Below are 24,485 nucleotides of genomic sequence, written 5' to 3'. Positions count from 1 at the left end.
TCGCTTACCTTCCCTGCACTTTTTAAGAGGCTGTTTATTATTTCAGGGCAGGGGATATTTCGTGAATGCCATTGCCGTTGCGCCGGCGATCGGGCTGAAGCGTTCGATTGACGATGTCACCGACCAACCCAAAATAATCGTTGATCGTTCGACGAGCGCTGTATCGGGCAAGCCGGACGCTGTCGCGTCGGGTGCCGACGCGCCGAAACCTGCCTATCCTCCTGCAGCCGAACAGCCGACCCAAGTGGGTCCGAAGGGGCTGCGCTTCGACTTCAACGACGGCGCCCGGGTGTTTTGTCCCCCGGGAGAAAGCCCATGGCGCGTGCGGCTCTGGGACGCCGAGACCGGCAACCTTCTGTTCGAGACGCAGTTCGCGGGCGGTCGCGTCAACAGCTCAAAGCGCTACTACATTCGCTTCCGCATCGAAGTCTTGCAGGGCGATGATGTCATCTTCTCGCACGAGTACAACGCGACGGATCGTCACGTTCTGATCCAGCTTCCGATCGGGACGCTGGGAGACACGGTCGGCTGGTTTCCCTATGTGGCGAAGTTCAGGGAAGCTCACAATTGCAGGCTGACCTGTGCAATGGCGGAGAAGTTGATTCCGCTGTTTCGGGATGCGTACCCCGACATCAACTTCGTCACGCACGAGGAGATTCAAACCGATCGCTACTACGCCACGTACAGCGTCGGATTGTTTTTCGACGACAAGAACTTCGTCTATCAACCATGCGACTTCCGCTTTGTCGGACTGCATCGGACCGCCGGATACATCCTCGGCGTCGATCCGACCGAAGTCGCGCCACGCATCTCGCTGGCTGATGACCAAAGGCCGATCCCCGAGCCTTACGTCTGCATCGCGGTGCAGAGCACCACGCAATGCAAGTACTGGAATAACCCCAACGGCTGGCGGGAGCTGACCGGTTTTCTCACGCAGGCCGGCTACCGCGTGATCTGCATCGATCAGAAACCGACGCACGGCCACGAGCTGGTCTGGAATCACATTCCGAACGGCGCGGAAGACTGGACCGGTGACCGTCCCATTCAGGAACGGGCCAATCTGCTCCAGCACGCGGACTTCTTCGTCGGTCTCTCCAGTGGGCTTGCGTGGCTGGCCTGGGCGGTCGGCACCCCGGTCGTCATGATCTCGGGCTTCACGCATCCGACAAATGAATTTGCTACGCCATATCGCGTCATCAATTACCACGCGTGCAACAGCTGCTGGAACGATCCGGCAGTTCGATTCGACCACAAGGATTTTTTCTGGTGCCCCCGTCACAAGGGGACGCCGCGTCAGTTCGAGTGCACAAGGCTGATCACCTTGGATCACGTCAAATCGGTGATCAGGACTATTCCCGGATTCAAGCTCTAGCCGATTTTTTCAAGCACTGACGATTTTCATGGGGGAGCGCTGCCATGACCACCACTTTTGTAAGCTCGGGTTTTACCAGCTCAGGTTTGATCGAAGCGGGCGGCGATACGCTTGAGGTCCTCAACGGAGGCTCCGCGGTCTCGACGACGCTGAGTAGTGGTGGCCAGCTCCTGGTCGATTCCGGCGGCTACGTAGACTCGACCACGATTTCAAGCGGCGGCAGCGTGACCATCAGCGCCGGCGGCGTGATGAGCGGTACCGGTAGCGGCAGCACGGGCGTTTTCAACAGCGACAACGGCACCGTCAACGTGCTGTCCGGCGGCGTGGTGGATCATATCCGTGTCAGCAGCGGCGGCGTGCTGAACATATCGTCAGGCGGCTTCACCAGCGGCGGTATCGGTTCGGGCACCGGCGTTTTCTCAGGTGGCGTGGAGAACATCCTGGCCGGTGGTTCCGCGTCTTTTATCGCGGTCTATACCGGCGGTGTCATGAACGTCGCCGGCGAAACGCTGAGCACCGTCGGTATTTCGGGAGGCGTCGAGAACGTCCTTTCGGGCGGCTTCATCAGTGGCGCCTCGCATTCGGGCACGGGGGTTTCTGCGGGAGGCGTCCTCAACATCTCTGCCGGAGGTTCGGGCGCCTTTGTGGGCGTGTACACCGGCGGCACGGCCAACGTGGCCGGCGTCATTCTCGGCAATAGTGTGATCTCGAGCGGCGGCGTCGAGAACGTGTTGTCGGGCGGCTTGATCTCAGGGTCGGGCGGCACGTTCACGGGCGATTACGGTACGCTCAATATCGAGGCGGGCGGCTCGGCAACTCGTTTCGACGTGTTTTCTGGTGGCATCGCCAACATTGCCGGATCGGCGGGCAGCGTCGGTGTCTGGGGCGGTACGGCCAGGCTCCAGGTTGGTGGCTCCGCCGGCGAGTTTGACTTCTCCGGGCCTGGCGTCTCCGGTGGGACCGGGTTCTCGGGGAATGGCGGCAAGCTGGAGATTGATGGCCTCTCGATGCCCGGAGCCACCATCTTCGGCTTCGTTGTTGGCGATACGATCAACCTTACCGGCGAGGGCGCTTCGCACGTCACGAGCGTGGGCCTCGGCGCGAATAACGTTCTGCAGATAGCGACCAACGATCACGGCACGCTGACCCTTCAGCTGGACCCGAGCCAGATCTTTACAAATCCGTTCGGCCGCACAGGCGATGCCTCCGGCACCGACATCTTCCTCTTCACCAGCGCCGGTGGTAGCGGCAACATAACCGTGAGCAGTGGCCAGACTGACTTGGGGCTGGTTATCAGCAGCGGTCAGACGCTCAACGTTCTGTCCGGCGGAACGGCCATCGGCACCGTGCTCAGCGGTGGCACCGAGAATGTTTTCGGAGCCGAGCAAAACGCCACTGTGAGCAACGGGGGCGTGCTCAACGTCTCCGCCGGCGGAATCGTGCACGGCGTCGCGGTGTCGAACGGCGGCACCTTGAACGTGGCGGGCACGATCACCAGCAACACGGCGGTCTTCGGCGGCGGTGTCGAGAACATCCTGTCCGGCGGCTTCATCTCCGGCCAGATCGGATCCGGAACGGGAATTTCGGGCGGCACCCTCAACGTGCTGGCCGGCGGCTCGGCCTCCTATGTCGGCGTGTCGGCGGGCGGTACCTTCAACGTCTTCGGTACGGTGCTGAGCATGGTCGGCATCACCAGCGGCGGTGTCGAGAACGTGCAGTCGGGTGGCCTGATCTCCGGCGCAACGAGCTCCGGGACCGGCGTTTCCGCCGGCGGCGTGCTGAACGTTCTGGCCGGTGGTTCGGCCGTCCACGTCGGCGTGTCGAGTGGCGGCACGTTCAACGTCTTCGGCAACGTGCTGAGCAACACCGCGGTCTACAGCGGCGGCATCGAGAACGTCGAGTCGGGCGGGTCGATCTCCGGTGCGAGCGGGTCCGGAACGGGAGTTTCGGGCGGTACGCTCAACGTACTGGCAGGCGGCTCAGCCGCCTTCGTCGGCGTGTCCGCTGGCGGCATCCTCAACGTGGCGGGCGTGACGCTGAGCAATGTCAGCATCACCAGCGGCGGCATCGAGAACGTGCAATCGGGCGGCCTGATCACCGGGGCGATCAGCTCGGGGACCGGCGTTTCCGCGGGCGGCGTGCTGAATGTTCTGGCCGGTGGTTCGGCCGACCACGTCACCGTGTCGAGCGGCGGCACCATGAATGTGTCGGGCACCGTGCTCAGCAATGTGGCCGTCTTGTCCGGCGGCGTTGAGAATGTTGCCTCGGGTGGCGTTGTCACCGGTGTGACGGGTTCCGGGACGGGCGTATCCGGAGGTACGGTCAACGTATTCGGCGGCGGCGCGCTGGATCACCTGACGGTTTCGAGCGGCACGCTGAATGTCTCCGCTGGCGCCACAGTGCACAACATCACGGTGTCGAGCGGCGGCACCATGAATGTTGCCGGCACGATGACCAGCAACACGCTGATCTCGGCCGGCGGTATCGAGAACGTGCTGTCCGGCGGATTGATCTCCGGCGTGACGAGTTCGGGGACCGGCGTTCTCGGCACATTGAACCTTCTGGCCGGCGGTTCGGCGGTTCACGTCGGCGTCTCGAGCGGCGGCACGTTCAATGTTGCGGGCGTCGTGCTCAGCAATGGCGCCGTCTATGACGGCGGTGTCGAAAACGTTCTTTCCGGCGGTCTCGTTACCGGCGTGACGGGTTCCGGCACCGGCATCTCCGGCGGCACGGTCAATGTCCTTGCGGGTGGTGCGCTGGATCACCTGACGGTTTCGAGCGGCACTTTGAATGTCTCGGCTGGTGGCACGGCACACGACCTTACGGTGTCGAGCGGTACCCTGAATGTTGCGGGTACGATCATCAGCAACACGCTGGTCTCGAGCGGCGGTGTCGAGAACGTGCTGTCCGGCGGGTTCATCTCCGGCGCATCGAGTGCGGCGACCATCATTTTCGCTGGCGGTACCGTGAACGTCCTGGCCGGTGGTTCGGCCACGCACGTCGGCGTGTCGAGCGGCGGCATCTTCAATGTCGCAGGCAAGGTGCTGAGCAATACAGGTATCTACGACGGCGGCGTCGAGAACGTCCTGTCCGGCGGATCAATCTCGGGAGCGAGCGGATCCGGGACGGGAATTTCGGGCGGTACGTTGAACCTGTCGGCCGGCGCCACGGCCGCCTTTGTAGGCGTGTCGAGCGGCGGCACGTTCAATGTCGCGGGTACAGTGCTGAGCAATGCCACCGTCAACAACGGCGGCGTGGAGAACGTGCTGTCCGGTGGATTGATCACCGGCGCCATCAGTTCGGGCACCGGAGTCAGTGCAGGCGGCGTATTGAACGTTCTGGCTGGCGGCTCGGCGGCTTTCGTCGGCGTGTCGAGCGGCGGCACCTTCAACGTGTCGGGCACCGTGCTCAGCCGCGTGGGCGTTTATGCCGGCGGCGTTGAGAATGTCTTCTCGGGTGGTGTCGTCACCGGCGCCGTGGGCTCCGGGACGGCGATCTCCGGCGGCACAGTCAATGTCTTGTCGGGCGGCGCACTGGATCACCTGACCGTTTCCAGCGGTGGCGTGCTCAATGTCGCTTCCGGAGGCACGGCGCACGACATCGCGGTGTCGAGCGGCGGCGCGTTCAATCTTGCCGGCACGACGACGAGCAACGTCTTCGTGTTCGCCGGAGGTACTGAACTTGTCTCCTCGGGCGGCTCGACTGGTCCGGTGACGATCTCCGGCGGCCTGGTCGAGTTGCAGGCCGGCAGCACCGCAAGCGGCGGCATCACCTTCAGCGGGTCCGGCGGGCAGCTGAAGGTCGACGGCACGTCCTTGTCCGGCACGACCATCAGCGGACTGGTTGGGGGCGACAGCATCGATCTGGCGGGCCTCAATTTCGTATCGGGCGGCTCGGCGACCTTGCTCGCGGGCAACATCCTGCATGTTACCGAAGGAGCTTCCTCCTTCGACCTGCAGCTCGATGCGACGCCTGGCGTGCGGTTCAGTGTCGGCACGGATTCCGGCACCGGCACGTTGATCACGACGCGCGCCGATGCCGCGCCGGTCACCTCGGCGGCCAATGTCACGGCAGTCTTCGGTGAGAGCGCTGCGCTGGCTTCCAGCCTCTTCAGCGTCACGGACCCCGATGGCGATCCCATCGTCACGTACGCGTTCTGGGATACCCAAGGTAACGGCCACTGGGTCGTCAACGGCGCCGTCCAGCCCACCAACGCCGAGATCGATGTCACGGCGGCGAACCTCTCGCAGGTGAGCTACGTGTTCGGTCCGAGCGGTTCGACCGACACGCTTTTCGTGCGGGCCAATGACGGTACGCTCTGGGGCAGCTGGACTCAATTCACGGCGAAGGCGTTCGCGGACACCCCGCCGACCGTGATAGCCGCCAACGTCACTGCGACGCACGGCCAAACGTCGGTTGCCGCGTCAAGCCTGTTCACGGTGAGCGATCCGGATCCCGATACGATGACCCAGTACGCGCTCTGGGACACCGGCGGCAGCGGCCACTGGGTTGTGAATGGTGTTGCCCAGGCCGCCAATACCGAGATCGACATCACCGCAGCGCAGCTGTCGCAGGTGAGCTACGTCTTCGGTCCGGTCGGGTCGACGCCTGATACCTTGTACATCAGGGCGAACGACGGAACGCTGTGGGGCGGCTGGACCGCGTTCACGGCGAGTCCTGGAAGCGACCACGCTCCGGTCGTGACGGCACCGAACGTGACTGCCATCCACGGGGTAACCTCGGCTATCGCCTCGAGCCTGTTCTCGGTCTCCGATGCCGACAACGATACGATCACCCAGTACGCGTTCTGGGACACCGGAGGCAACGGTCACTGGGTGGTCAATGGTGTCACCCAGGCCGCCAACACCGAGATCGACGTTTCGGCGGCGAACCTGTCGCAGGTGAGCTACGTGTTCGGTCCGGCTGGCTCGATGCCCGATACGCTCTACGTGCGGGCCAATGACGGAATGCTGTGGGGCGGCTGGACCGCGTTCACGGCGACCCCAGGGGGCGACCACGCTCCGATCGTGACGGCACCGAACGTGACCGCGACGCATGGGGAGGTGTCGGCCCTTGCCTCCAGCCTGTTCTCGGTGACGGATACCGACAACGATACGATGACCCAGTATGCGTTCTGGGACACCGGCGGCAACGGCCACTGGGTGGTCAATGGTGTCGCCCAGGCCGCCAACACCGAGATCGACGTCGCGGCGGCGAACCTGTCACAGGTCAGCTACGTGTTCGGTCCCGGCGGCTCGATGCCCGATACGCTCTACGTGCGGGCGAACGACGGGCAGTTGTGGAGCAGCTGGACTGCGTTCACCGCAGGGCCGGGGGTCGATACGGCCCCGGTGGTGACGGCACCGAACGTGACCGCCAGTCACGGCCAGCTCTCGGTGCTCGCCTCGAGCCTGTTCTCGGTCAGCGATGCCGAGAGCGATGCGATCACCCAGTATGCGTTCTGGGACACCGGCGGCAACGGCCACTGGGTGGTCAACGGTGTCGCCCAGGCCGCCAACACCGAGATCGACGTCGCGGCGGCGAACCTGTCACAGGTCAGCTACGTGTTCGGTCCCGGCGGCTCGACACCGGATACGCTCTATGTGCGGGCCAATGACGGCAGCCTGTGGAGCAGCTGGACCGCGTTCACCGCAGGGCCGGGGGTCGATACGGCCCCGGTGGTGACGGCACCGAACGTGACCGCCAGTCACGGCCAGCTCTCGGTGCTCGCCTCGAGCCTGTTCTCGGTCAGCGATGCCGAGAACGATGCGATCACCCAATACGCGTTCTGGGACACCGGCGGCAACGGCCATTGGGTGGTCAATGGCGTCGCCCAGGCCGCCAATGTCGAGATCGATGTCTCGGCGGCGAACCTGTCGCAGGTCAGCTACGTGTTCGGTCCCGGAGGCTCGCCGTCGGACACGCTCTACGTGCGCGCCAACGACGGATCGAAGTGGAGCAGCTGGGCTGCGTTCACGGCAACACCGGGGCCCGACCATGCTCCGGTCGTGACGGCGGCGAATGTCAGCGGAATTCACGACCATTCGGTCGCAGCGACCGGCCTGTTCTCGGTCACCGACGCCGACAGCGATACGATGACCCAGTACGCGTTCTGGGACACCGGCGGCAACGGCCACTTCGTGGTCAACGGCGTCGCCCAGGCCGCCAGCACCGAGATCGATGTCGCGGCGGCGAACCTGTCACAGGTCAGCTACGTGTTCGGTCCCGGCGGCTCGCCGTCGGATACGCTCTACGTGCGGGCCAACGATGGCAGCGAGTGGAGCAGCTGGACGGCCTTCACGGCCACCGCGACGAACCAGGCGCCGACGGTCGCGGTCGCCAACGTCGTGACGGTCTCGGGGCAGACCTTTGCTGCCGCGAACCTCGTCACGGCGACGGACGCCGACGGCGATCCCATCACGAAGTATGCGCTGTGGGATTCCAACACGAACGGACGTTGGAACGTCGGCGGCATCAACGAGCCGGCGAATACCGAGATCGACGTCACCGCGGCGCAGCTTTCCCAGGCGACCTATCAGGCCGGCTCGGGCACCGACCAGCTCTGGATCCGGGCCTATGACGGCACTGCGTGGGGGGCCTGGCAGTCCTTCAACGTAACGGGGGAGAGCCCGAGCAGCGCCAGCATCGCAACGGGCGCTACCCTGGAATTGCCGGGGGCTTCGAACGCCGCCGTGTCGTTCCTGGGTTCGACGGGAACGCTGAAGCTCGATAATTCGGCGAGCTTCAACGGCACCGTCGCCGGGATGACGGGTTCGGACGCGATCGATTTCGCGAATATCAGTTTCGCGAACGTTCAAACGCCGAGCTTCAGCGGAACCAGCACGAACGGAACGCTCACGGTGACGGACGGCACCGTCACGGCGAGCATTGCGCTGCTGGGCAACTATATGGCCTCGACCTTCACGACCTCGAGCGACGGCCATGGCGGTACCCTGGTTGTCGATCCGCCGGCGACGCAGGTCAGCCAGCTGGCCCAACCGCAGCACGCGTGAGGCCTGTAGATGAGGCGTGCGGAGCCGCCGAGACAAGGTGGCTTCGTCCATCCAGAGAAACGAAACGGCCCGCCTCTCGGCGGGCCTTTTTGTAACTGCGACATCTCCGGATCCTGCACCGTGTCCGGCGCTTCGCCGCTCACCCTCCGATCACGGAGCCGAGCTGTTGCAGGCTGCTTCCGCCGGTACCTCGTCGACATTCGGGTCGGCCGCGGCCGTGGCCCAGGCGAGCTCGACGAGTGTCACGATCCGCCGTCCGGCACCATCGAGCTGGCAGACGATCAGGCCCTGCTCCTCGATGTAGGTCAGAAGATGCCGCGCGCGGCGCAGCGAATGCGTGCCATAGGCGCGGGCGATCGCGGCATCGCTCGGGCAGGGCCAGCCTTCCTTCGCGGCACGGGCGATCATCATGAAGACGCCCTGCATGTCCTCGGGCAGGATCGCGGCGCGCAGCTGCACATCCCGCCAGGCGTCGTCTTCCGCGATCTCGGTGCCGAGCCCGGCGCGGGCGCGCGTCAGCATGCGGCGGAAGTCGGTCAGCTCCGGCACCACGGCGCCGAGCCCCTCGATCCGGCAGCGCACCACGAACTCCTGATAGAGCACGCCGATGGCGCGGAAGCCGGCGTCGGGCTCGGCGAGAATGGCGCGCAGGATGCGATCCAGCCGCTCACGCCGCTCGGCCAGTTGCTCGGCGCTCGGCGGCGGCTCCGCAGTCTCGGGATCGATCTCCGGTGTGGTCGACTTGGCAGCCATCAATTGGCTGAGCAGGTCGGGCGCCGGCGCCCGGCGCGGCGGCCTGGCCGCCGTCTCGGGCGGTGGGGCCGCGAGGATGATGGCGCGCGCGTCTTCGAGTACCGCTTCCGGCAGCGGCATCAGTCGCGGCGCCGCGTTGCGCGGCTGCGTGTCGGTTGGACCGATGCGCAGGCCAAGCGGACGGCGCGAAAGCGCCGGGCCAAGCGCCATGAATTGTCCGCGCTCGAGGTCGCGGAAGGCCTCCGCCTGCCGCCGCTCCATGCCGAGCAGGTCGGCGGCGCGCGCCATGTCGATATCGAGGAAGGTGCGACCCATCAGGAAGTTCGACGCCTCGGCCGCGACATTCTTGGCGAGCTTCGCCAGCCGCTGGGTCGCGATGATCCCCGCAAGGCCGCGCTTGCGGCCGCGGCACATCAAATTGGTCATCGCGCCGAGCGACAGCTTGCGCGCCTCGTCGGAGACTTCGCCTGCGACTGCCGGCGCGAACAGTTGCGCCTCGTCGACCACCACCAGCATCGGGTACCAGTGATCGCGGGGAACCTCGAACATTCCGCCCAGGAAGGCGGCAGCGCGCCGCATCTGGTTCTCGGCGTCGAGCCCTTCGAGATTGAGCACGGTGGAGACGCGATGAATGCGCACGCGTTCGCCGGCGACCTGCAAACTGCGCTCGGTGTGGTCTTCGGCGTCGATGACGAGGTGACCGAACCGCTCGGCCAGGGTGACGAAGTCGCCCTCGGGATCGATGATGGTCTGCTGCACCCACGGCGCGCTCTGTTCCAGCAGCCGGCGCAGCAGATGGGATTTGCCGGAACCCGAATTGCCCTGCACCAGGAGACGCGTCGCCAACAGCTCCTCGAGGTCGATGGCCGCCGATGCGCCGGCCGTCGTTTGTCCCATCTCGATCGCTACGGTCATGTCCCCGACTCAAATCGTCCTTGCGGAGACGCGGCTTAACAAGCCGATCGCGCCCCGTCGAGCGAGCCGCACAACATCATCCCCAGGCACGGCCGGCACGTGGATGGCTTGAGGATTGCCCGGTGCAAGACTTGCCGGAGCCGTTCAGACCGCGACTTTGATCCTGCGGTTCTGGCGGCCCTTGTTGTCGATCTTGACGATACGCGCTGGGCGCGATTGCCCGGTCGAGGCCAGATGGGTGCCGCCGCAGGCCTGCCGGTCGAGACCGAGGATCTCGACGATCCGGACCAGCCCGTCCGCCCCGACCGGCGGCGCGACAGCCTTGCTGCGGAACAATCCGGGGATGGCTTGCGCCTCGGTATGCGCCATGAAGACGGCGCCGACGGTGAGGTCCTGCCGGATGATGTCGTTCAGCGGCGCCTCGAGCGTCCGCAGCGCCTCGTTGTCGGCGCCGGGCAGATCGAAATCGACGCGGAAGGTGCCGTCGGCATTGAGCTGCGCCCCGGTCAGAAGCGCGCCGCCGAACCGCGTATAGACCAGCGCGTTGACGACATGGGCGAGCGTGTGCAGCTCGCACATCAATGCGCGAAACGCCGGCTCGACTTCGAGCATGACCTTGCCGGAGATCACGCTGTCGCCGGGGATCGTGTGCCAGAGGCCGCGCTCGTCGCGCGCGAGCCCGGTCACCGGCAGCTCGCCGCCGGCCCATCGCAGAAGCCCGCGGTCGGCGAGCTGTCCGCCGCCGCCGGGAAAGAACGGCGAGCGTTCGAGCAGAACTGCTCCGGGCCGCGCGTCGAGCACGTCGGCTTCGAGTTGCAGGATGTCGGGATGGTCATGGGTGAAGGCATGGGACATGCCTTCAATCTAGCGCATGCCCATCGCCGCTGACCACCCGCGTCGGCCTCGACGGTCCGCCTGCTACTCCGCCGGCTCCGCAGCCGGCGCCTGCGCAGCCACCGGCTTCTTCGCGGGCGCCTTGTCGACCTTCTTCGACCAGGAGCGGTAATAGGCGAGCACGGTCATCAGCACGATGCCGACAAAACTCACCACGATCTGCATCCAGAGGCTGCCGGAGACCTCGACCAGCACCACATGCGCGACCACGGCGAGGAAGACGCCCGTGCAGAACACCTCGAGCGACTGCTGACCGCATTTGATGATCGGCTCGAAGATCGGCCATTCGTAGCCAGGCCATTCGCGCGGCAGGAAGCGCGTCACGAAGAAGGCGAGCACCACGAAATGCAGCACGCGATACGGCGCGAGGTTGGTCTTGTCGTTCGGATTGAACGCGTCATAGAGCCAGGCCGGCATCGCCTGTCCGAGCTCGGGGAAGCGACCCGCAAGCGTCATGACCAGCGCGAACAACAGATAGGCGCCGCCGAGCCACAGGAAGGCGCGTGAGCGGATGAAATTGATCGATTCGCTGGCGCCGCCGAGCGCGAACCAGCCGCCGAACACGAACAGGAACTGCCAGCAGAACGGATTGAAGTACCACGAGCCAGACGGATAAGCCGGCAGGTTCCAGCCGAAATGGCGCGCGGCGAGATAGAGCAGGAACGAGGCCGCCAGCGTCAGATTGAGTTTTCGCAGCATCGCCCACAGCACCACCGGATACACTAACATCAGCGCGATGTAGAGCGGCAGCACGTCCATGTTGACCGGCTTGAATGCCAGGATCAGGCCCTGATAGAGCGTTTCGGCCGGGTTCTGCATGAAGCCCGCGACGTTGAATTCGTTCTGCAGGTTGGGATCGTGGTAGCGCTGCGCGAGATAGCCGATCTCGGCGATATAGATCACGAACAGCAGGACGTGCGCGACATAGATCTGCCAGGCCCGCTTGATCAGCCGGGTGGCGCCGATCACGGTGCCACGCTCCAGCATCATGCGCGCATAGACGAAGGATGCGGTGTAGCCGGAGATGAAGACGAACAGATCGGCGGCGTCGCTGAAGCCGAAATTCTTCTGCGTGATCCAGTTCACCGCGTTGTTCGGGATGTGATCGAGATAGATCGCCCAGTTGGCGAAGCCGCGCAGCAGATCGAGCCGATAGTCGCGGCCACGCGGCGGCAGAACAGCCTTGACGTCCATCGGTTCGCTCCCATCCCAACTGCCCGCGCGTCCGGTCGCGGGTCGCCCACCGCGTGATACTAGAACATGATTTCGACGGCTGTGTATTGGTTTTCCGGAACGGAATGCTTCGACAGCCGGCCAACGCGATGCATTTGGATCAAATCGTTCCGTCCGTCGAAATTAAAGCCGGCTATCACGATTCAAGATTCGTGGATGGGTAGAGCGCAGCGAAATCCATCAAGCTGCGGACGTGCGGAGAAAGGATGAGTTCCGCTGCACTCTACCCATCCTACGAGGGCTCTCCGGTTAGCGCTGAACGAACCCGTTGTGCAGCGTCGTGAACAGCGTCCTGCCCTTCTTCACCAGATCGTATTTGCGGCCGTAGAGCAGCCAGACCGCGGTGAGGTGGCACATCCCGCCCATCATCAGCGACATCGCGGTGTAGGGATCGAGATTGCGGCGATAGGTGCCGGCGCGGATCGCCTGCTTGATCAGCTGCACGTAGCGCAGCGCGTATTTGTCGACCGCCTTCTTGACCCGCGGTTCGGCGGCAAGCACGCTCGGCCATATCTCCAGGAAGAACACGCGGCCCCAGCTCGGGTTGTCCTTGATGTACTGGAAGTTGGTCAGGAAGATGATGCGAAGCTGCTCGACAGGGTCGCCGCCCTTCACCAGCAGCGGTTCGGTCTTCTGATAGAGCGCCTCGAAATTGCCCTCGGGCACGTCGAGCACCAGCGCGCGCTTGTCCTCGAAATAGTCGTAGATGCTGGACAGCGGTACTTTTGCCACCGCGGCGACGTCGGTGAGCGAGGTGCCGTCGATGCCCCGCTGGCCGAACAGCTTGGTCGCTGCCGAGAGGATCTGCTCGCGCCGATCGCGGCTGCGTTGTTGCTTGAGCTTGAGCGTCGTCCCCGAAGCCACGGTTGTCTCCTCGCGTCCCGCAAAAACAGTAAGGCAGCGCGATCGGAACACAAGCGCCATTGCGACGGGATACAGCGTAAGATTGCGGATCAGATCGGCGTGTTCCGCCGTTCATGGTTACGGAACGCGTTGCGTGCGATGATCTGGCGCATGATCTCCGATGTGCCATCCAGAATCCGGACTACCCGGGTTTCCCGCCAGATACGCTCGATTGGCAGGTCCCTGGAATACCCGGCACCACCGAACAGCTGCATGGTCATGTCGGCCACGCGCTGCACCATGTCGGCGCCGGTATATTTGGACAGCGCGGCCGCGGCGGTGCGGGCGGCGGGATCACCCTGGTCGTAACGCCAGGCCGCCTCATAGGCGACAAGGCGCGCGGCATGCAGCGCGCTCGCCATGTCGGCGATCTGCCATTCGATACCTTGATGGTCGCGCAGCCTGCGTCCGAACGTCTCGCGCGTCGAGACGTGATCGAGCGCGTAATCCAGCAGCTGGCTCGCGGCACCGACGCAATAGGCGCCCCAATGCGTGCGTCCGGCATCAAGGCAGCGCATCGCGATCGCGAAGCCTTCGCCTTCCTCGCCGAGCAGGTTCTCGCAGGGAATGCGGCAGTCATCGAAGAATACTTCGGCATGCGCTGAACCGCGGCCGGCGGCCATCTCGACCACGCGGCCGACGGTGAGGCCCGGCGTCTTCGCGTCGACGACAAACGCCGCGATGCCCTTGGCGCCCTTGGATGGGTCGAGCGTGGCGAACACGGTGAAGACGCCGGCGACCGGCGCATTGGTGATGTAGGTCTTGCGGCCGTCGAGCACGTAGTGATCGCCGTCCCGCCGCGCCCGGGTCTGGATGCGGGCAGCATCCGATCCCGCGTCCGGCTCGGTCAGCGCGAAGGCGCCGATCACTCGCCCGCTGGCGAGCTCCGGCAGCCATCGGTCGCGTACCGCCGGCTGCGCGAAGAACTCGATCGCCTTCGATCCGATATGAACGTTCACCCCGCAGAGATAATAGAAGGCGGTGTGAGCTTTTGCGAGCTCCTCGATCGCGATGCAGCTGCCGAGCATCGAGAGGCCGAGCCCGCCGAACTGTGTCGGCGTGTTGGTGCCGAATAATCCCATCCTGCGCAGGCCGGCCATCGCGCTCTCCGGAACGATGCCGCCCGCCTCGATCGCGGCATCGTGCGGCTTGAGTTCGCCGCGCACGAATTCGCGCATCCGGCTTTGGAGAACATGGAGATCGGCGGGAAGCTCGAAGTGCATGGGGTGCACCAAAATTCGAATAATCTTCGAAAAATGTGCGACGTCGTTGCGGAAATGTCAAAGGTTCAAAACCGGCAAATCGATGCGATCGTGCAGGCGACGGGCCGGGAAGAGCCGGGCGATCAGCCGTCATCGCCGCGTCACATCTTCAACTTGGCGTGTTGCGGTGCAAATCCATCGGCTGCACGACGGATGACATATCGTCGCGGCGGTAACGGCGTGCTGCGGAACTCGCCGCTTAGTATGCCGGCGTCGGTCCTTGCTTCCAAATGAAATCAAAATGAAATAGTCGCGCCCTAGTCGCGATCTGAATAATATGCAATCAATGAGATAGGGGCTGCGAGAAGCGCCCGAGCCGTGTCATCAACGGATCGGGGCGTTCGAGACATGTGCAAGGCATTCGGTTGATGTCGCTGTATCGCGTTCCAACAAGCCCCGTCCGCCGCTGCTCCCGTGACGTTTGTGCCGGCCGGCCACCTCACCGATCTCTCGAAACTGCACGCGATGCCTTATCGGCATCGCCGTCGTGCGTTCGATCCCGTCGCACGCGACGGGGCTGATGGTCGCGGCGAGCGATCCCCTCCGCAAACATGACCGACACCTTTGATCATGTCCGAACTTGAGTACCCCGGGAGGCGACGATGGAGTGGATACAAGAGAACCTGAAGCAGGCGCCGGAGATCCTGCTGTTCCTGTCGCTGGCGATCGGCTACTGGATCGGGCAAATCTACTACGGCAAGTTCCAGCTCGGCGGCGTCGCGGGATCGCTGCTGGCGGCGGTCGCGCTCAGCCTGTTCGGCGTCTCTGTCGACAATGGCGAGAAGGCGCTGCTGTTCGCGCTGTTCATCTATGCGGTCGGTTTTGAAAGCGGTCCGCAGTTCTTCAAATCGCTGGGCCGGCAATCGCTGCGCGAGATTTTCCTTGCGGTGTTCACGGCCGTCGCCGGGCTGCTCACCGTGATCGTGATGGCAAAGCTGTTCTCGCTCGACAAGGGTACGGCGGCGGGGCTTGCCGCCGGCGGTCTCACCCAGTCGGCGATCATCGGCACCGCGGGCGATGCACTGTCCCGCCTCGGACTCGATGCGGCGGAGGTGCAGAAACTGCAAGCCAATGTCGCGATCGGCTACGCGGTGTCCTACATCTTCGGCTCGCTCGGCGCGATCATCATCTGCGTCAACCTGTTGCCGCGCTTCATGGGCCGCGACATCCGCGACGATGCGCTGAAGGCCGAGGCCGAGCGGCTGAAGGGCGCCGTTGTGTTCGGGCCTGGTCAAGCGGCCGCGCTGCCGGAAGTCGTCGGGCGGCTGTACGAGCTCGGCAGCGGCGCCGGCAAGACGGTGGCCGCCATTGAAAGTGCGGCCGGCGATGCGACCATCACGGTCGAGCGCATCAAGCGCAATGATCAACTGATCCCGGTCACACCCGATGTCGCCTTGAAAGCGGGCGATATCGTGCTGGTGGTCGGCCGGAGGGCCGGCGTCGTTGCGGTCTCCGGCGGGCTCGGCGCCGAGCTCGAAAGCGTGCCGGGCATGGAGCTGGTGATGGATACGCAGGACGTGATCCTGCGCAATCCGGCCTATGACGGCAAATCGCTGGCCGAGATCAAGCGCTCCGCGACCGCGGCGCTCCGCCATGGCGTCTATCTGATCGGCATCGCCCGCGCCGGCGAGCCGCTTGCACTGAGTGACTCGACCGTTGTGAAGACAGGGGATGTGATCACCGCCTACGGCACCGACCAGGATCTCAAGCGCATGGTCGCCGAGGCCGGATCCCAGCTCTCGGTCGACATCAAGACCGACTTCGTGTTCCACGGCGCCGGCCTGGTGTTCGGCCTCCTGATCGGCTTGATCGTGATCCGCGCCGGATCGATTCCGCTGACGCTCGGCGCCGGCGGCGGCGCGCTGCTGTCCGGCCTGCTGTTCGGCTGGCTGCGCAGCCGGCACCAGACCATGGGCAACATGCCGGCGCCGGCCTCGCAGATCCTCAAGGATCTCGGCCTTGCCGGATTTGTCGCCGCGGTCGGCCTGCAATCCGGCCTCCAGGCGATCCACACCATCGCCAGCAGCGGTCTCACGCTGTTCCTGATCGGGGCCGTGGTGACGCTGGTGCCGCTGATCCTGGCCATGCTGTTTGGCCGCTACGTGCTGCGTTACGACAACGCCGCGGTGTTTGCCGGCGCATTGTCAGGGTCGCGCAGCGCCAATCCGGCGTTCGGCGGCGTGCTCGACAAAGCCGGCAATTCGATTCCGACAGCACCCTTCGCCATCACCTATGCGCTGGCGAATGTGTTCCTGACCTTGCTCGGCCCGTTGATCGTCGCGTTCGCGTGACGGCGCGCGCCGCGTTGCATCTGGAGAGGAGAACCGAAGATGGCCAAGATGGACTATTCGCAATACTCCAAGCTGAGCCCGTTCGAGCTCAAGGACAATCTGATCGCACTCGCATCGAGCCATGCCGATCGTCTGATGCTCAATGCCGGCCGCGGCAATCCCAACTTCCTGGCGACGGTGCCGCGCCGGGCCTTCTTCCAGCTCGGCCTGTTCGCGGTGTCGGAGGCGGAATTGTCCTTCTCCTACACGTCGGAAGGCATCGGCGGTCTGGCGCGGGCGGAAGGACTGGGCGCGCGCTTCCACACCTTCGTCGCCGCCAACACCGACAGACCGGGCGTGGTGTTTCTCGGCAAGGCGCTGTCCTATGTCCGCGACCAGCTCGGCCTGAACCCGGACGAGTTCCTGTTCGAAATGGTGGCCGGGGTGCTGGGCGCCAATTATCCGGAACCCGACCGGATGCTGAGGGTGAGCGAACGCATCGTCCGCGAATATGTCATTCGCGAGATGGGCGCCCGCAGCATGACCAATGATGAGGTCGATCTGTTCGCCGTCGAGGGCGGCACCGCGGCGATGGCCTACATCTTCAACTCAATGCGCGAGAACCGGCTGATCGCGCCGGGCGACAAGATCGCGATCGGGTCGCCGATCTTCACGCCCTATCTCGAAATCCCGGAGCTCAACGACTACCAGCTCAAGCAGGTGCTGATCGAGGCCGACCCGAAGGCCGGCTGGCAATATCCCGCCGCCGAACTCAGGAAGCTCGAGGATCCGGCGATCAAGGCGTTCTTCCTGGTCAATCCGAGCAACCCGCCGTCGGTCAAGCTCGACGATTCCGGCCTGAAAACGATCGCCGACATCGTCAGGAAGCGCCCTGACCTGATCATCCTGACCGACGACGTCTACGGCACCTTCGCCGACGATTTCAAATCGCTGTTTGCGATCTGCCCCCAGAACACCATCCTAGTCTACTCGTTCTCGAAATATTTCGGTGCAACCGGCTGGCGGCTCGGCGTCATCGCCATGACCCGCGACAATGTCATCGACCGGACCATCGCAGCCCTGCCGGAGGCGGCCAAGAAGGAGCTCGACACGCGCTATGCGTCGCTGACGACGGAGCCGCGCAAGGTCAAGTTCATCGACCGCCTGGTCGCCGACAGCCGCGCCGTCGCGCTCAATCACACCGCTGGGCTCTCGACCCCGCAGCAGGTGCAGATGGTGCTGTTCTCGCTGTTCAATCTGATGGATGCGCGCCAGGACTACAAGCAGGCGGTCAAGGCCCTGATCCGCCGCCGCGATGCCGCGCTGTACGACAAGCTCGGCGTTGCACAGAAGGACGACGCCGACAGCGTCGACTACTACACGCTGGTCAGCCTCGAGGACGTCGCGCGGGATCTGCATGGCGAGGAGTTCGCCGCCTGGGTGCTGAAGACCCAGAATCCGACCGAGATCCTGTTCCGCGTTGCCGACGAGACCGGCATCGTGCTGCTCCCGGGCAGCGGTTTCGGTGTCCAGCATCCGTCCGGCCGCGCCTCGCTCGCCAATCTGAACGAATATCAATACGCCGCGATCGGAACCGCGCTGCGCAAGCTTGCCGCCGAATATTACGACGACTACAAAAAGGCAGGCAAAGCGTAAGACGGCCGGCGGCACAGCTCACGTGACATCGTGACCGCCGGCGTTTCGCTTCGCGTCGGTGGTTTCGCTTCGACCTCAATGGAAGGACAAGAGATGATGCCGCGTTTGCTTCAATCAGGCCATTCCGTGCGCACGATCGTCGGCCTCGCCGCAGCCCTCGTGATCGGGCTGCTTGCGTCGCCGACATCAGCACAACAGGCGTCCAGCACCACGCTGGCCCGGGTGCTGGTGCTCGGCACCGGCGGCACGATCGCAGGGCAGGCCAATGCACGCGCCGGCAATGCCTATGATTCGGGCAAGGTCAGTGCCGCGAATCTAATCGCGGCCATTCCGGGCATCGACAAGCTCGCCCAGATCTCGGCCGAGCAGATCTCCTCGATCGGCTCGCAGGACATGAACGACAAGGTCTGGTTCGACCTCGTCAAGCGCATCCGCACGGCTATCGACAACAAGGAGGTCGACGGCGTCGTCATCACCCACGGCACCGACACGATGGAGGAGACCGCGTTCTTCCTGCAAAATGTGCTCGACACCGACACGCCGGTGGTGCTCGTCGGTTCGATGCGGCCCTCGACCGCGATCGGCGCCGATGGACCGGCCAATCTTTATGACGCGATGCGGGTCGCGTCGGCGCCGGAATCCCGTGGCCGCGGTGTGCTGGTGGTGCTCAACGACACCATCCACGGTGCGCGCTGGGTGCAGAAGACCAATACCACCAGCGTCCAGACCTTCCGTTCGCCCGATGCCGGACCGGTCGGCTATGTCGACACCGGTTCGCTTCGCTTCCTGCAACCGGCCGTTGCAACGAAGACTACGAAGCTGAAGCTGCCGGACGCGCCGCCGCTGCCGCGGGTCGACATCATCTATTCGCACGCCAACATGGATGCTGCGGAGGTCGAGGATGCGGTCAAGCGCGGCGCCAAGGGCATCGTGCTGGCCGGCGTCGGCGACGGCAACTCATCGAAGGGCGCGATCGATGCGCTGGCGGCCGCGGCCAAGCAGGACGTCGTGGTGGTGCGCTCGACCCGTGTCGGCTCGGGTTATGTCAACCGCAATGTCGAGGTCGAAGACGACAAGCTCGGCTTCGCGGTCTCGCTCGACCTCAACCCGCAGAAAGCGCGCGTCCTGCTCGAGCTCCTGATCGCCAACGGCATCACCGACCCCGGCGCGGTGCAGCAGGCGTTTGCGCGGCCTTGATCGAGCGGCGTCCGGTGAGCACACTCGTCGGACTCCCTCCTGGACACGAGGCACCATGTATCTCGGGATCGATCTCGGCACCTCGGCGGTCAAGACCGTTCTCGTCGACGAAGCGCAGCGCGTGGTGGCGAGCCGCAGCCGGTCGCTGACGGTGGTCGCGCCACGTCCGGGCCACAGCGAGCAGGATCCGGCGCAGTGGATCGATGCGACCTTCGCGACGCTGGACGCGCTGAAGGCAGATCATCCGGCCGAATTGGCTGCTGTCGAGGGCATTGGCCTGTCCGGCCAGATGCACGGCGCGACGCTGCTCGATGCCGACAGGAAGCCGTTGCGGCCGTGCATTCTCTGGAACGACGGACGCTCGGCTGCGGAATGCGGCGAGCTGGAGCAGCGCTGGCCGGCCTTGCGCGCGACGACCGGCAACAAGGCGATGCCCGGCTTCACGGCGCCGAAGCTGTTGTGGGTCGCCAGGCACGAGCCGGAGATCTTCGCGGCCACCAAACTGGTGTTGCTGCCGAAAGCCTATCTGCGCCTTGTGCTGACCGGCGAAGCGATCGAGGACATCTCGGACGCCTCGGGAACGCTGTGGCTTGATGCTGCGCGACGGGACTGGTCCGACGCGGCGCTCGACGCGACCGGCCTGTCGCGCCGCCAGATGCCGCGTTTAGTCGAGGGCTGCGCGCCGGCCGCGCGGCTCTCGCGAGAACTGACGCAGCGCTGGGGCATGCGCAAGCCGCCAATGATCGCGGGCGGCGCCGGCGACAATCCGGCGGGCGCCATCGGCATCGGCGCCATCGGCCACGGCTCGGCCTTCGTCTCGCTCGGAACCTCCGGTGCACTGCTGGCGCCGACCGGTACGATCGCCGCCAACCCCGAACGCGCCGTGCACACCTTCTGTCATGCGATTCCCGGGATGTGGATCCAGGCCGGCGCGATCCTCTCGGCGGCGTCTTGCCTCGCCTGGATTGCGCGGCTGCTGCGGACTCCCGAGGCCGAATTGCTGGCGCTGCTCGGAGAACGTCCGAAGGCGCCGTCGCCTGTCAGCTTCCTGCCCTATCTGTCCGGCGAGCGGACGCCGCATGACGATCCCGATGTGCGCGGCATGCTCGACGGCATCAGTCACGGCACCGATCGCGACGCCATCGTGCAGGCGGTGCTCGAAGGCGTCGCCTTCGCGCTGGCGGATTGCCGCGACGTACTCGCCGATAGCGGCATCGCGATCTCCGCGGTGGATGCCATCGGCGGCGGCTCGCGGTCGCGGTTCTGGCTTGCGGTGCTGGCGAGCGTCCTCGACATCCCGGTGCATCGCTTTGCCGATGGCGAAACCGGGGCCGCGTTCGGTGCCGCGCGGCTCGGGCGCCTCGCGGTCAGCGGCGAGGCGATCGAGGCTGTCTGCACGGCGCCTCACCGCGTCGAGACGTTCGAACCCGACCGCGCGCTGGTAGAGGCCTATGCTGAACGGCTGCCGAAATGGCGCAGCCTGTACCGGCCACGGCGCTGACGAAAGTCAGAGCGTCGTTGAAATTCAACGCCCGGAGGTTATGCCGGAACAGGTCCTTCGATCCTGTGAACTTCACGCACGGCGTCACGATTGGCGATCCGGGCGTGATGCGCAGCCAGGTTCGGGTAGGCGCCGATGTCGAAGCCGACGCGAGGCGTCCAGCCCGTCATCGCATAGAGGCCGACGTCGGCAATCGAGTAGCTCTCGCCCAACAGATAGGCACGCGTAGAGAGGTGCTGGTCAAGGAAGGCGAAGCGCGCCCTCAGCCGCTGGCGGAAAACGTCTTTCGCCCGTTCGTCCAGCGCGGTGTAGAACAACGGGCCGAGACCTCCCTTGTGCAACTCACTGGAGAGGAAGTTCAGCCAGGCCTGCAACCTGGCCCGCTCGACGGTTCCGTGCGATGGCGCGAGCTGTCCGGTCGGGCCGCGGTCCGCGATGTATTGGACGATCGCGGCTGCCTCGAGCAGGACGCTGCCATCATCGAGCACCAAAGCCGGTATGTATCCCAGCGGGTTTATGGTTCGATAGTCTCCGCCATCCGCCATCGTCTTGCTTGCTTCATCAACTCTGACGCCGACAAAGGAAAGACCGCTCTCGAGCAGGGCGACATGGGGCATCAGCGATATCGTCCCCGGCGCGTAGTACAGCTTCATGCCACCATCTTTCCTGCCTCCGGCGCCGCCGCATCAGGGGTACGGCGCGCCGTGCAAGGAGAATGGTCGAACGTTCGGCCGCGACGCAATCGCAAAAGATTCGCTTTGCCTTGCCGATCCGGTTCCCGGCTCGTGCCTCGGCCTGAACCTATTGCCCTGCGCCGCGGCCTTTTGTTTAATGCGCGCACGGGCGCGAGAAACCGAAAGCAACTTGCGGGTGCGACGCAACGCCGTCGGCGCGGTGGGGAGGCAAGATGATCGACCCGATCCTCGAGATGCGCCGGGTCTCGAAGTCCTTCTTCAGCATCAAGGCATTGCGCGGCGTCGACCTCACGGTCTATCCCGGCGAAATCCATGCGCTGATGGGCGAGAACGGCGCCGGCAAATCGACGCTGATGAAGATCCTGTCGGGTGCCTACCGGCCGGATCCAGGCGGCGAAATCCGCATCGAGGGCAAGCCCGTGCATTTCAACGGCCCGCATGCCGGCCGCGCGGCGGGCATCTCGATCATCTATCAGGAATTGTCGCTCGCGCCCAATCTCAGCGTCTCGCAGAACATCTATCTCGGTCGCGAGGTTTCGCGCTTCGGGATGCTGGCGCGCGAAGCGATGGAGGCAGGCGTCGGTCCGATCCTCGAACGGCTCGGCGCGGATTTCGCGCCGTCGACGCTGGTCGCAAGCCTGTCGATGGGCCAGCGCCAACTGGTCGAGATCGCCCGTGCGCTGCACGCCCGCTCCAAGATCCTGATCATGGACGAACCGACCACCGCGTTGTCGGCCGGTGAAAGCGAGCGGTTGTTCGGCTTGATCCGCCGGCTCCGCGCCGAGGGCCTTGCCATCATTTACATCTCGCATCGCATGGATGAGGTCTACGCGCTCGGCGACCGCGTCACGTTGCTGCGCGATGGCACGCTGGTCGGCTCGCTCGACAAGCCCGAGATCCGCGCCGATACTATCGTCCGCCTGATGGTGGGGCGCGATGTCTCGTCCTTCTACAAGAAGGAGCACGATCCCAACGCGGTGCCTGGTGCTCCGGTGCTCGCGGCCGTCGACCTCGCCGACGGACGGCGCGTCAAGGGTTGCTCGCTGGCCGTGCATGCCGGCGAGGTCGTTGGCCTCGCCGGGCTGGTCGGCGCCGGCCGTACCGAGCTGGCGCATCTGATCATCGGCGCCGCGGCAAAGATCGCCGGCCATGTCGAGATCGAAGGACGCACCGTCGATATCCGCAACCCCGGCGAAGCACTCGATGCGGGCATTGCTTACCTCACCGAGGACAGGAGGGCGCTCGGCCTGTTCCTCGACATGTCCTGCCTCGACAACATCAATCTCGCAGTGCTGGGCCGCGACGCGCGGCTTGGCGGAATCCTCGACCGCGACAAGGGGCGCGACCGGGCACGGAAGGCATTTGCAGCATTGGGCATCCGTGCCGCAGACGTCCGCGTTGCGGCAGGTAGCCTTTCCGGCGGCAACCAGCAGAAGGTGCTGCTGTCGCGCCTGCTTGCGACCACGCCGAAGGTGCTGATCCTCGACGAGCCGACGCGCGGCGTCGATGTCGGCGCCAAGTCCGAGATCTATTCGATCATCGACAACCTCGCGAAGTCCGGCACGGCGGTGCTGGTGATCTCGTCCGACCTGCCCGAGATCATCGGCATCTGCGACCGCGTCCTCGTGATGCGCGCCGGATCGATCGCCGGCGAGATCAGGCGGACGGCGACGGCGCCGCTCGACCAGGAGCAGATCATGGCGCTCGCAACCGGGATGGAGCAGCTCGATGCCTGACGACGGGGCTTCCGCCAAGGCCGCCGCCGCGCCCGGCCTCGTCGCCGCACACGAGACGAGGCGCCAGCGCACCCGGCTGTTGATCCGCTCGGCCGGCATGCTGCCGGTGCTGGTGTTGTTGTGCGTCGGCTTTCATCTGCTTTCGGACGGCCGATTCTTCACCGCGCAGAATCTCGGCATCGTGGTGCAGCAGGCCGCGGTCAACACCGTGCTGGCAGCCGGCATGACCTTCGTGATCCTGACCGGCGGCATCGATCTCTCGGTCGGCTCCATATTGGCGGCTTCGGCCATGGCCGGGCTGATCATCTCCAAACTTCCCGATCTCGGCGCGTTGTGGCTGCCGGCCGCGGTGCTCACCGGCGCGGCCTTCGGCATCCTCAATGGCGGCTTCATTGCGCTGCTGCGCCTGCCGCCCTTCATCGTGACACTGGGCTCGCTCACCGCGGTTCGCGGCGTCGCGCGCCTGCTGGGCGCCGACACCACGGTGTTCAATTCGGAGATTCCCTACGCCTTCATCGGCAACGGATCGCTGACGCTCATTCCCGGCGTGCTGTCGATCCCCTGGCTCTGGGTGATCGCGCTGCTGGTGATCTTTGCTGCGTGGCTGGTGCTGCGGCGGACCGTGCTGGGCGTGCATATCTACGCGGTCGGCGGCAATGAAAGCGCCGCGCGGCTCGCCGGCATCAAGGTCTGGGCCGTGCTGTTGTTCGTCTATGGCGTGTCGGGCCTGCTCGCGGGCCTCGGCGGCGCCATGCAGGCGGCGCGGCTTTATGCTGCCAACGGCCTGCAACTCGGCCAGTCCTACGAGCTCGACGCGATCACGGCCGTGATCCTCGGTGGCACCTCCTTTGTCGGCGGCATCGGCTCGATCTGGGGCACGTTGGTCGGCGCGCTGATCATCGCCGTGCTGTCGAACGGCCTCATCCTCACAGGCGTATCCGACGTCTGGCAGTACGTGATCAAGGGCCTCGTGATCATCGGCGCGGTGGCGCTCGACCGCTACCGGCTACAGGGCTCGGCGCGCACCTAAGCCACAGCAACAGTCCGTCGCGATCACTGGTCGACGTGGCGGAGCTTCAGATAGA

General features: G+C 65.0%; 15 protein-coding genes. 9 read left to right on the top strand and 6 right to left on the bottom strand.

The features are described from left to right. Positions 1–61: 61 nt before the first annotated feature. Together CK489_RS01165 and CK489_RS01160 are read left to right on the top strand one after the other, a co-directional pair. Positions 62–1,372 (top strand): autotransporter strand-loop-strand O-heptosyltransferase, encoded by a 1,311-nt coding sequence (locus tag CK489_RS01165; protein WP_245350216.1) that lies wholly within the window; start codon positions 62–64, stop codon positions 1,370–1,372. 44 nt (positions 1,373–1,416) lie between these two features. Beyond that, complete coding sequence (locus CK489_RS01160) at positions 1,417–8,385, top strand: AIDA repeat-containing protein (RefSeq protein WP_095730997.1); 6,969 nt, start codon at positions 1,417–1,419, stop codon at positions 8,383–8,385. Positions 8,386–8,535: 150 nt separating this feature from the next. On the opposite strand, the gene CK489_RS01155 is transcribed toward CK489_RS01160, so the two are convergent. The 5 genes from CK489_RS01155 to CK489_RS01135 all read right to left on the bottom strand — a co-directional run bounded on the left by CK489_RS01155 (position 8,536) and on the right by CK489_RS01135 (position 14,249). Further along, the gene (locus CK489_RS01155; RefSeq protein ID WP_095730996.1) at positions 8,536–10,053 is read right to left on the bottom strand and encodes an ATP-binding protein; all 1,518 of its coding nucleotides are present in this window, start codon (positions 10,051–10,053) and stop codon (positions 8,536–8,538) included. A gap of 144 nt (positions 10,054–10,197) precedes the next feature. Further along, the gene (locus CK489_RS01150) at positions 10,198–10,908 is read right to left on the bottom strand and encodes an alanyl-tRNA editing protein (RefSeq protein ID WP_095730995.1); all 711 of its coding nucleotides are present in this window, start codon (positions 10,906–10,908) and stop codon (positions 10,198–10,200) included. 63 nt (positions 10,909–10,971) lie between these two features. After that, positions 10,972–12,141, bottom strand: a complete 1,170-nt coding sequence (locus tag CK489_RS01145) for an OpgC domain-containing protein (protein ID WP_050626081.1) — start codon at positions 12,139–12,141, stop codon at positions 10,972–10,974. A 288-nt stretch (positions 12,142–12,429) separates the two neighbouring features. Further along, positions 12,430–13,044 carry a TetR/AcrR family transcriptional regulator gene (locus CK489_RS01140; protein ID WP_050626080.1) on the bottom strand — a complete coding sequence of 205 codons (615 nt, stop codon included), beginning with the start codon at positions 13,042–13,044 and terminating at the stop codon, positions 12,430–12,432. A gap of 89 nt (positions 13,045–13,133) precedes the next feature. After that, positions 13,134–14,249, bottom strand: coding sequence for an acyl-CoA dehydrogenase family protein (locus CK489_RS01135; protein WP_245350215.1), 1,116 nt, complete (start codon positions 14,247–14,249; stop codon positions 13,134–13,136). Here CK489_RS01135 and CK489_RS41645 point away from each other — a divergent pair. From CK489_RS41645 to xylB, 5 genes are all read left to right on the top strand, one after another. Then, positions 14,226–14,579 carry a hypothetical protein gene (locus tag CK489_RS41645; protein ID WP_198960813.1) on the top strand — a complete coding sequence of 118 codons (354 nt, stop codon included), beginning with the start codon at positions 14,226–14,228 and terminating at the stop codon, positions 14,577–14,579. The two genes, CK489_RS01135 and CK489_RS41645, sit on opposite strands and share 24 nt — an antisense overlap. Positions 14,580–14,947: 368 nt before the next feature. Next, positions 14,948–16,636 (top strand): aspartate-alanine antiporter, encoded by a 1,689-nt coding sequence (gene aspT / locus CK489_RS01130; protein WP_095730993.1) that lies wholly within the window; start codon positions 14,948–14,950, stop codon positions 16,634–16,636. Between the two features lie 39 nt (positions 16,637–16,675). Further along, positions 16,676–18,271 carry a bifunctional aspartate transaminase/aspartate 4-decarboxylase gene (locus tag CK489_RS01125; protein WP_095730992.1) on the top strand — a complete coding sequence of 532 codons (1,596 nt, stop codon included), beginning with the start codon at positions 16,676–16,678 and terminating at the stop codon, positions 18,269–18,271. Positions 18,272–18,364: 93 nt separating this feature from the next. Then, complete coding sequence (locus CK489_RS01120; protein WP_245350214.1) at positions 18,365–19,468, top strand: asparaginase; 1,104 nt, start codon at positions 18,365–18,367, stop codon at positions 19,466–19,468. Between the two features lie 55 nt (positions 19,469–19,523). Further along, the gene (gene xylB / locus CK489_RS01115; RefSeq protein WP_095730991.1) at positions 19,524–20,969 is read left to right on the top strand and encodes a xylulokinase; all 1,446 of its coding nucleotides are present in this window, start codon (positions 19,524–19,526) and stop codon (positions 20,967–20,969) included. Between the two features lie 38 nt (positions 20,970–21,007). Here xylB and CK489_RS01110 read toward each other — a convergent pair whose 3' ends face one another. Beyond that, positions 21,008–21,622: a glutathione binding-like protein gene (locus CK489_RS01110; protein ID WP_095730990.1), complete on the bottom strand. Its 615-nt coding sequence runs from the start codon at positions 21,620–21,622 to the stop codon at positions 21,008–21,010. Positions 21,623–21,876: 254 nt separating this feature from the next. On the opposite strand from CK489_RS01110, the gene CK489_RS01105 reads away from it, so the two are divergent. Further along, positions 21,877–23,400 carry a sugar ABC transporter ATP-binding protein gene (locus CK489_RS01105; RefSeq protein WP_095730989.1) on the top strand — a complete coding sequence of 508 codons (1,524 nt, stop codon included), beginning with the start codon at positions 21,877–21,879 and terminating at the stop codon, positions 23,398–23,400. After that, on the top strand, positions 23,393–24,430 hold the full coding sequence (locus tag CK489_RS01100) for an ABC transporter permease subunit (protein WP_095730988.1): 1,038 nt from the start codon (positions 23,393–23,395) through the stop codon (positions 24,428–24,430). Before CK489_RS01105 ends, CK489_RS01100 begins: the two co-directional genes overlap by 8 nt. Positions 24,431–24,485 lie beyond the last annotated feature (55 nt).

Origin of the sequence: Bradyrhizobium sp. UFLA03-84, from assembly GCF_002289535.1 — a bacterium.
In the GTDB taxonomy this organism is placed as follows: Bacteria; Pseudomonadota; Alphaproteobacteria; order Rhizobiales; family Xanthobacteraceae; genus Bradyrhizobium; species Bradyrhizobium viridifuturi.
This window is presented reverse-complemented; position numbering and strand designations above follow the sequence as displayed.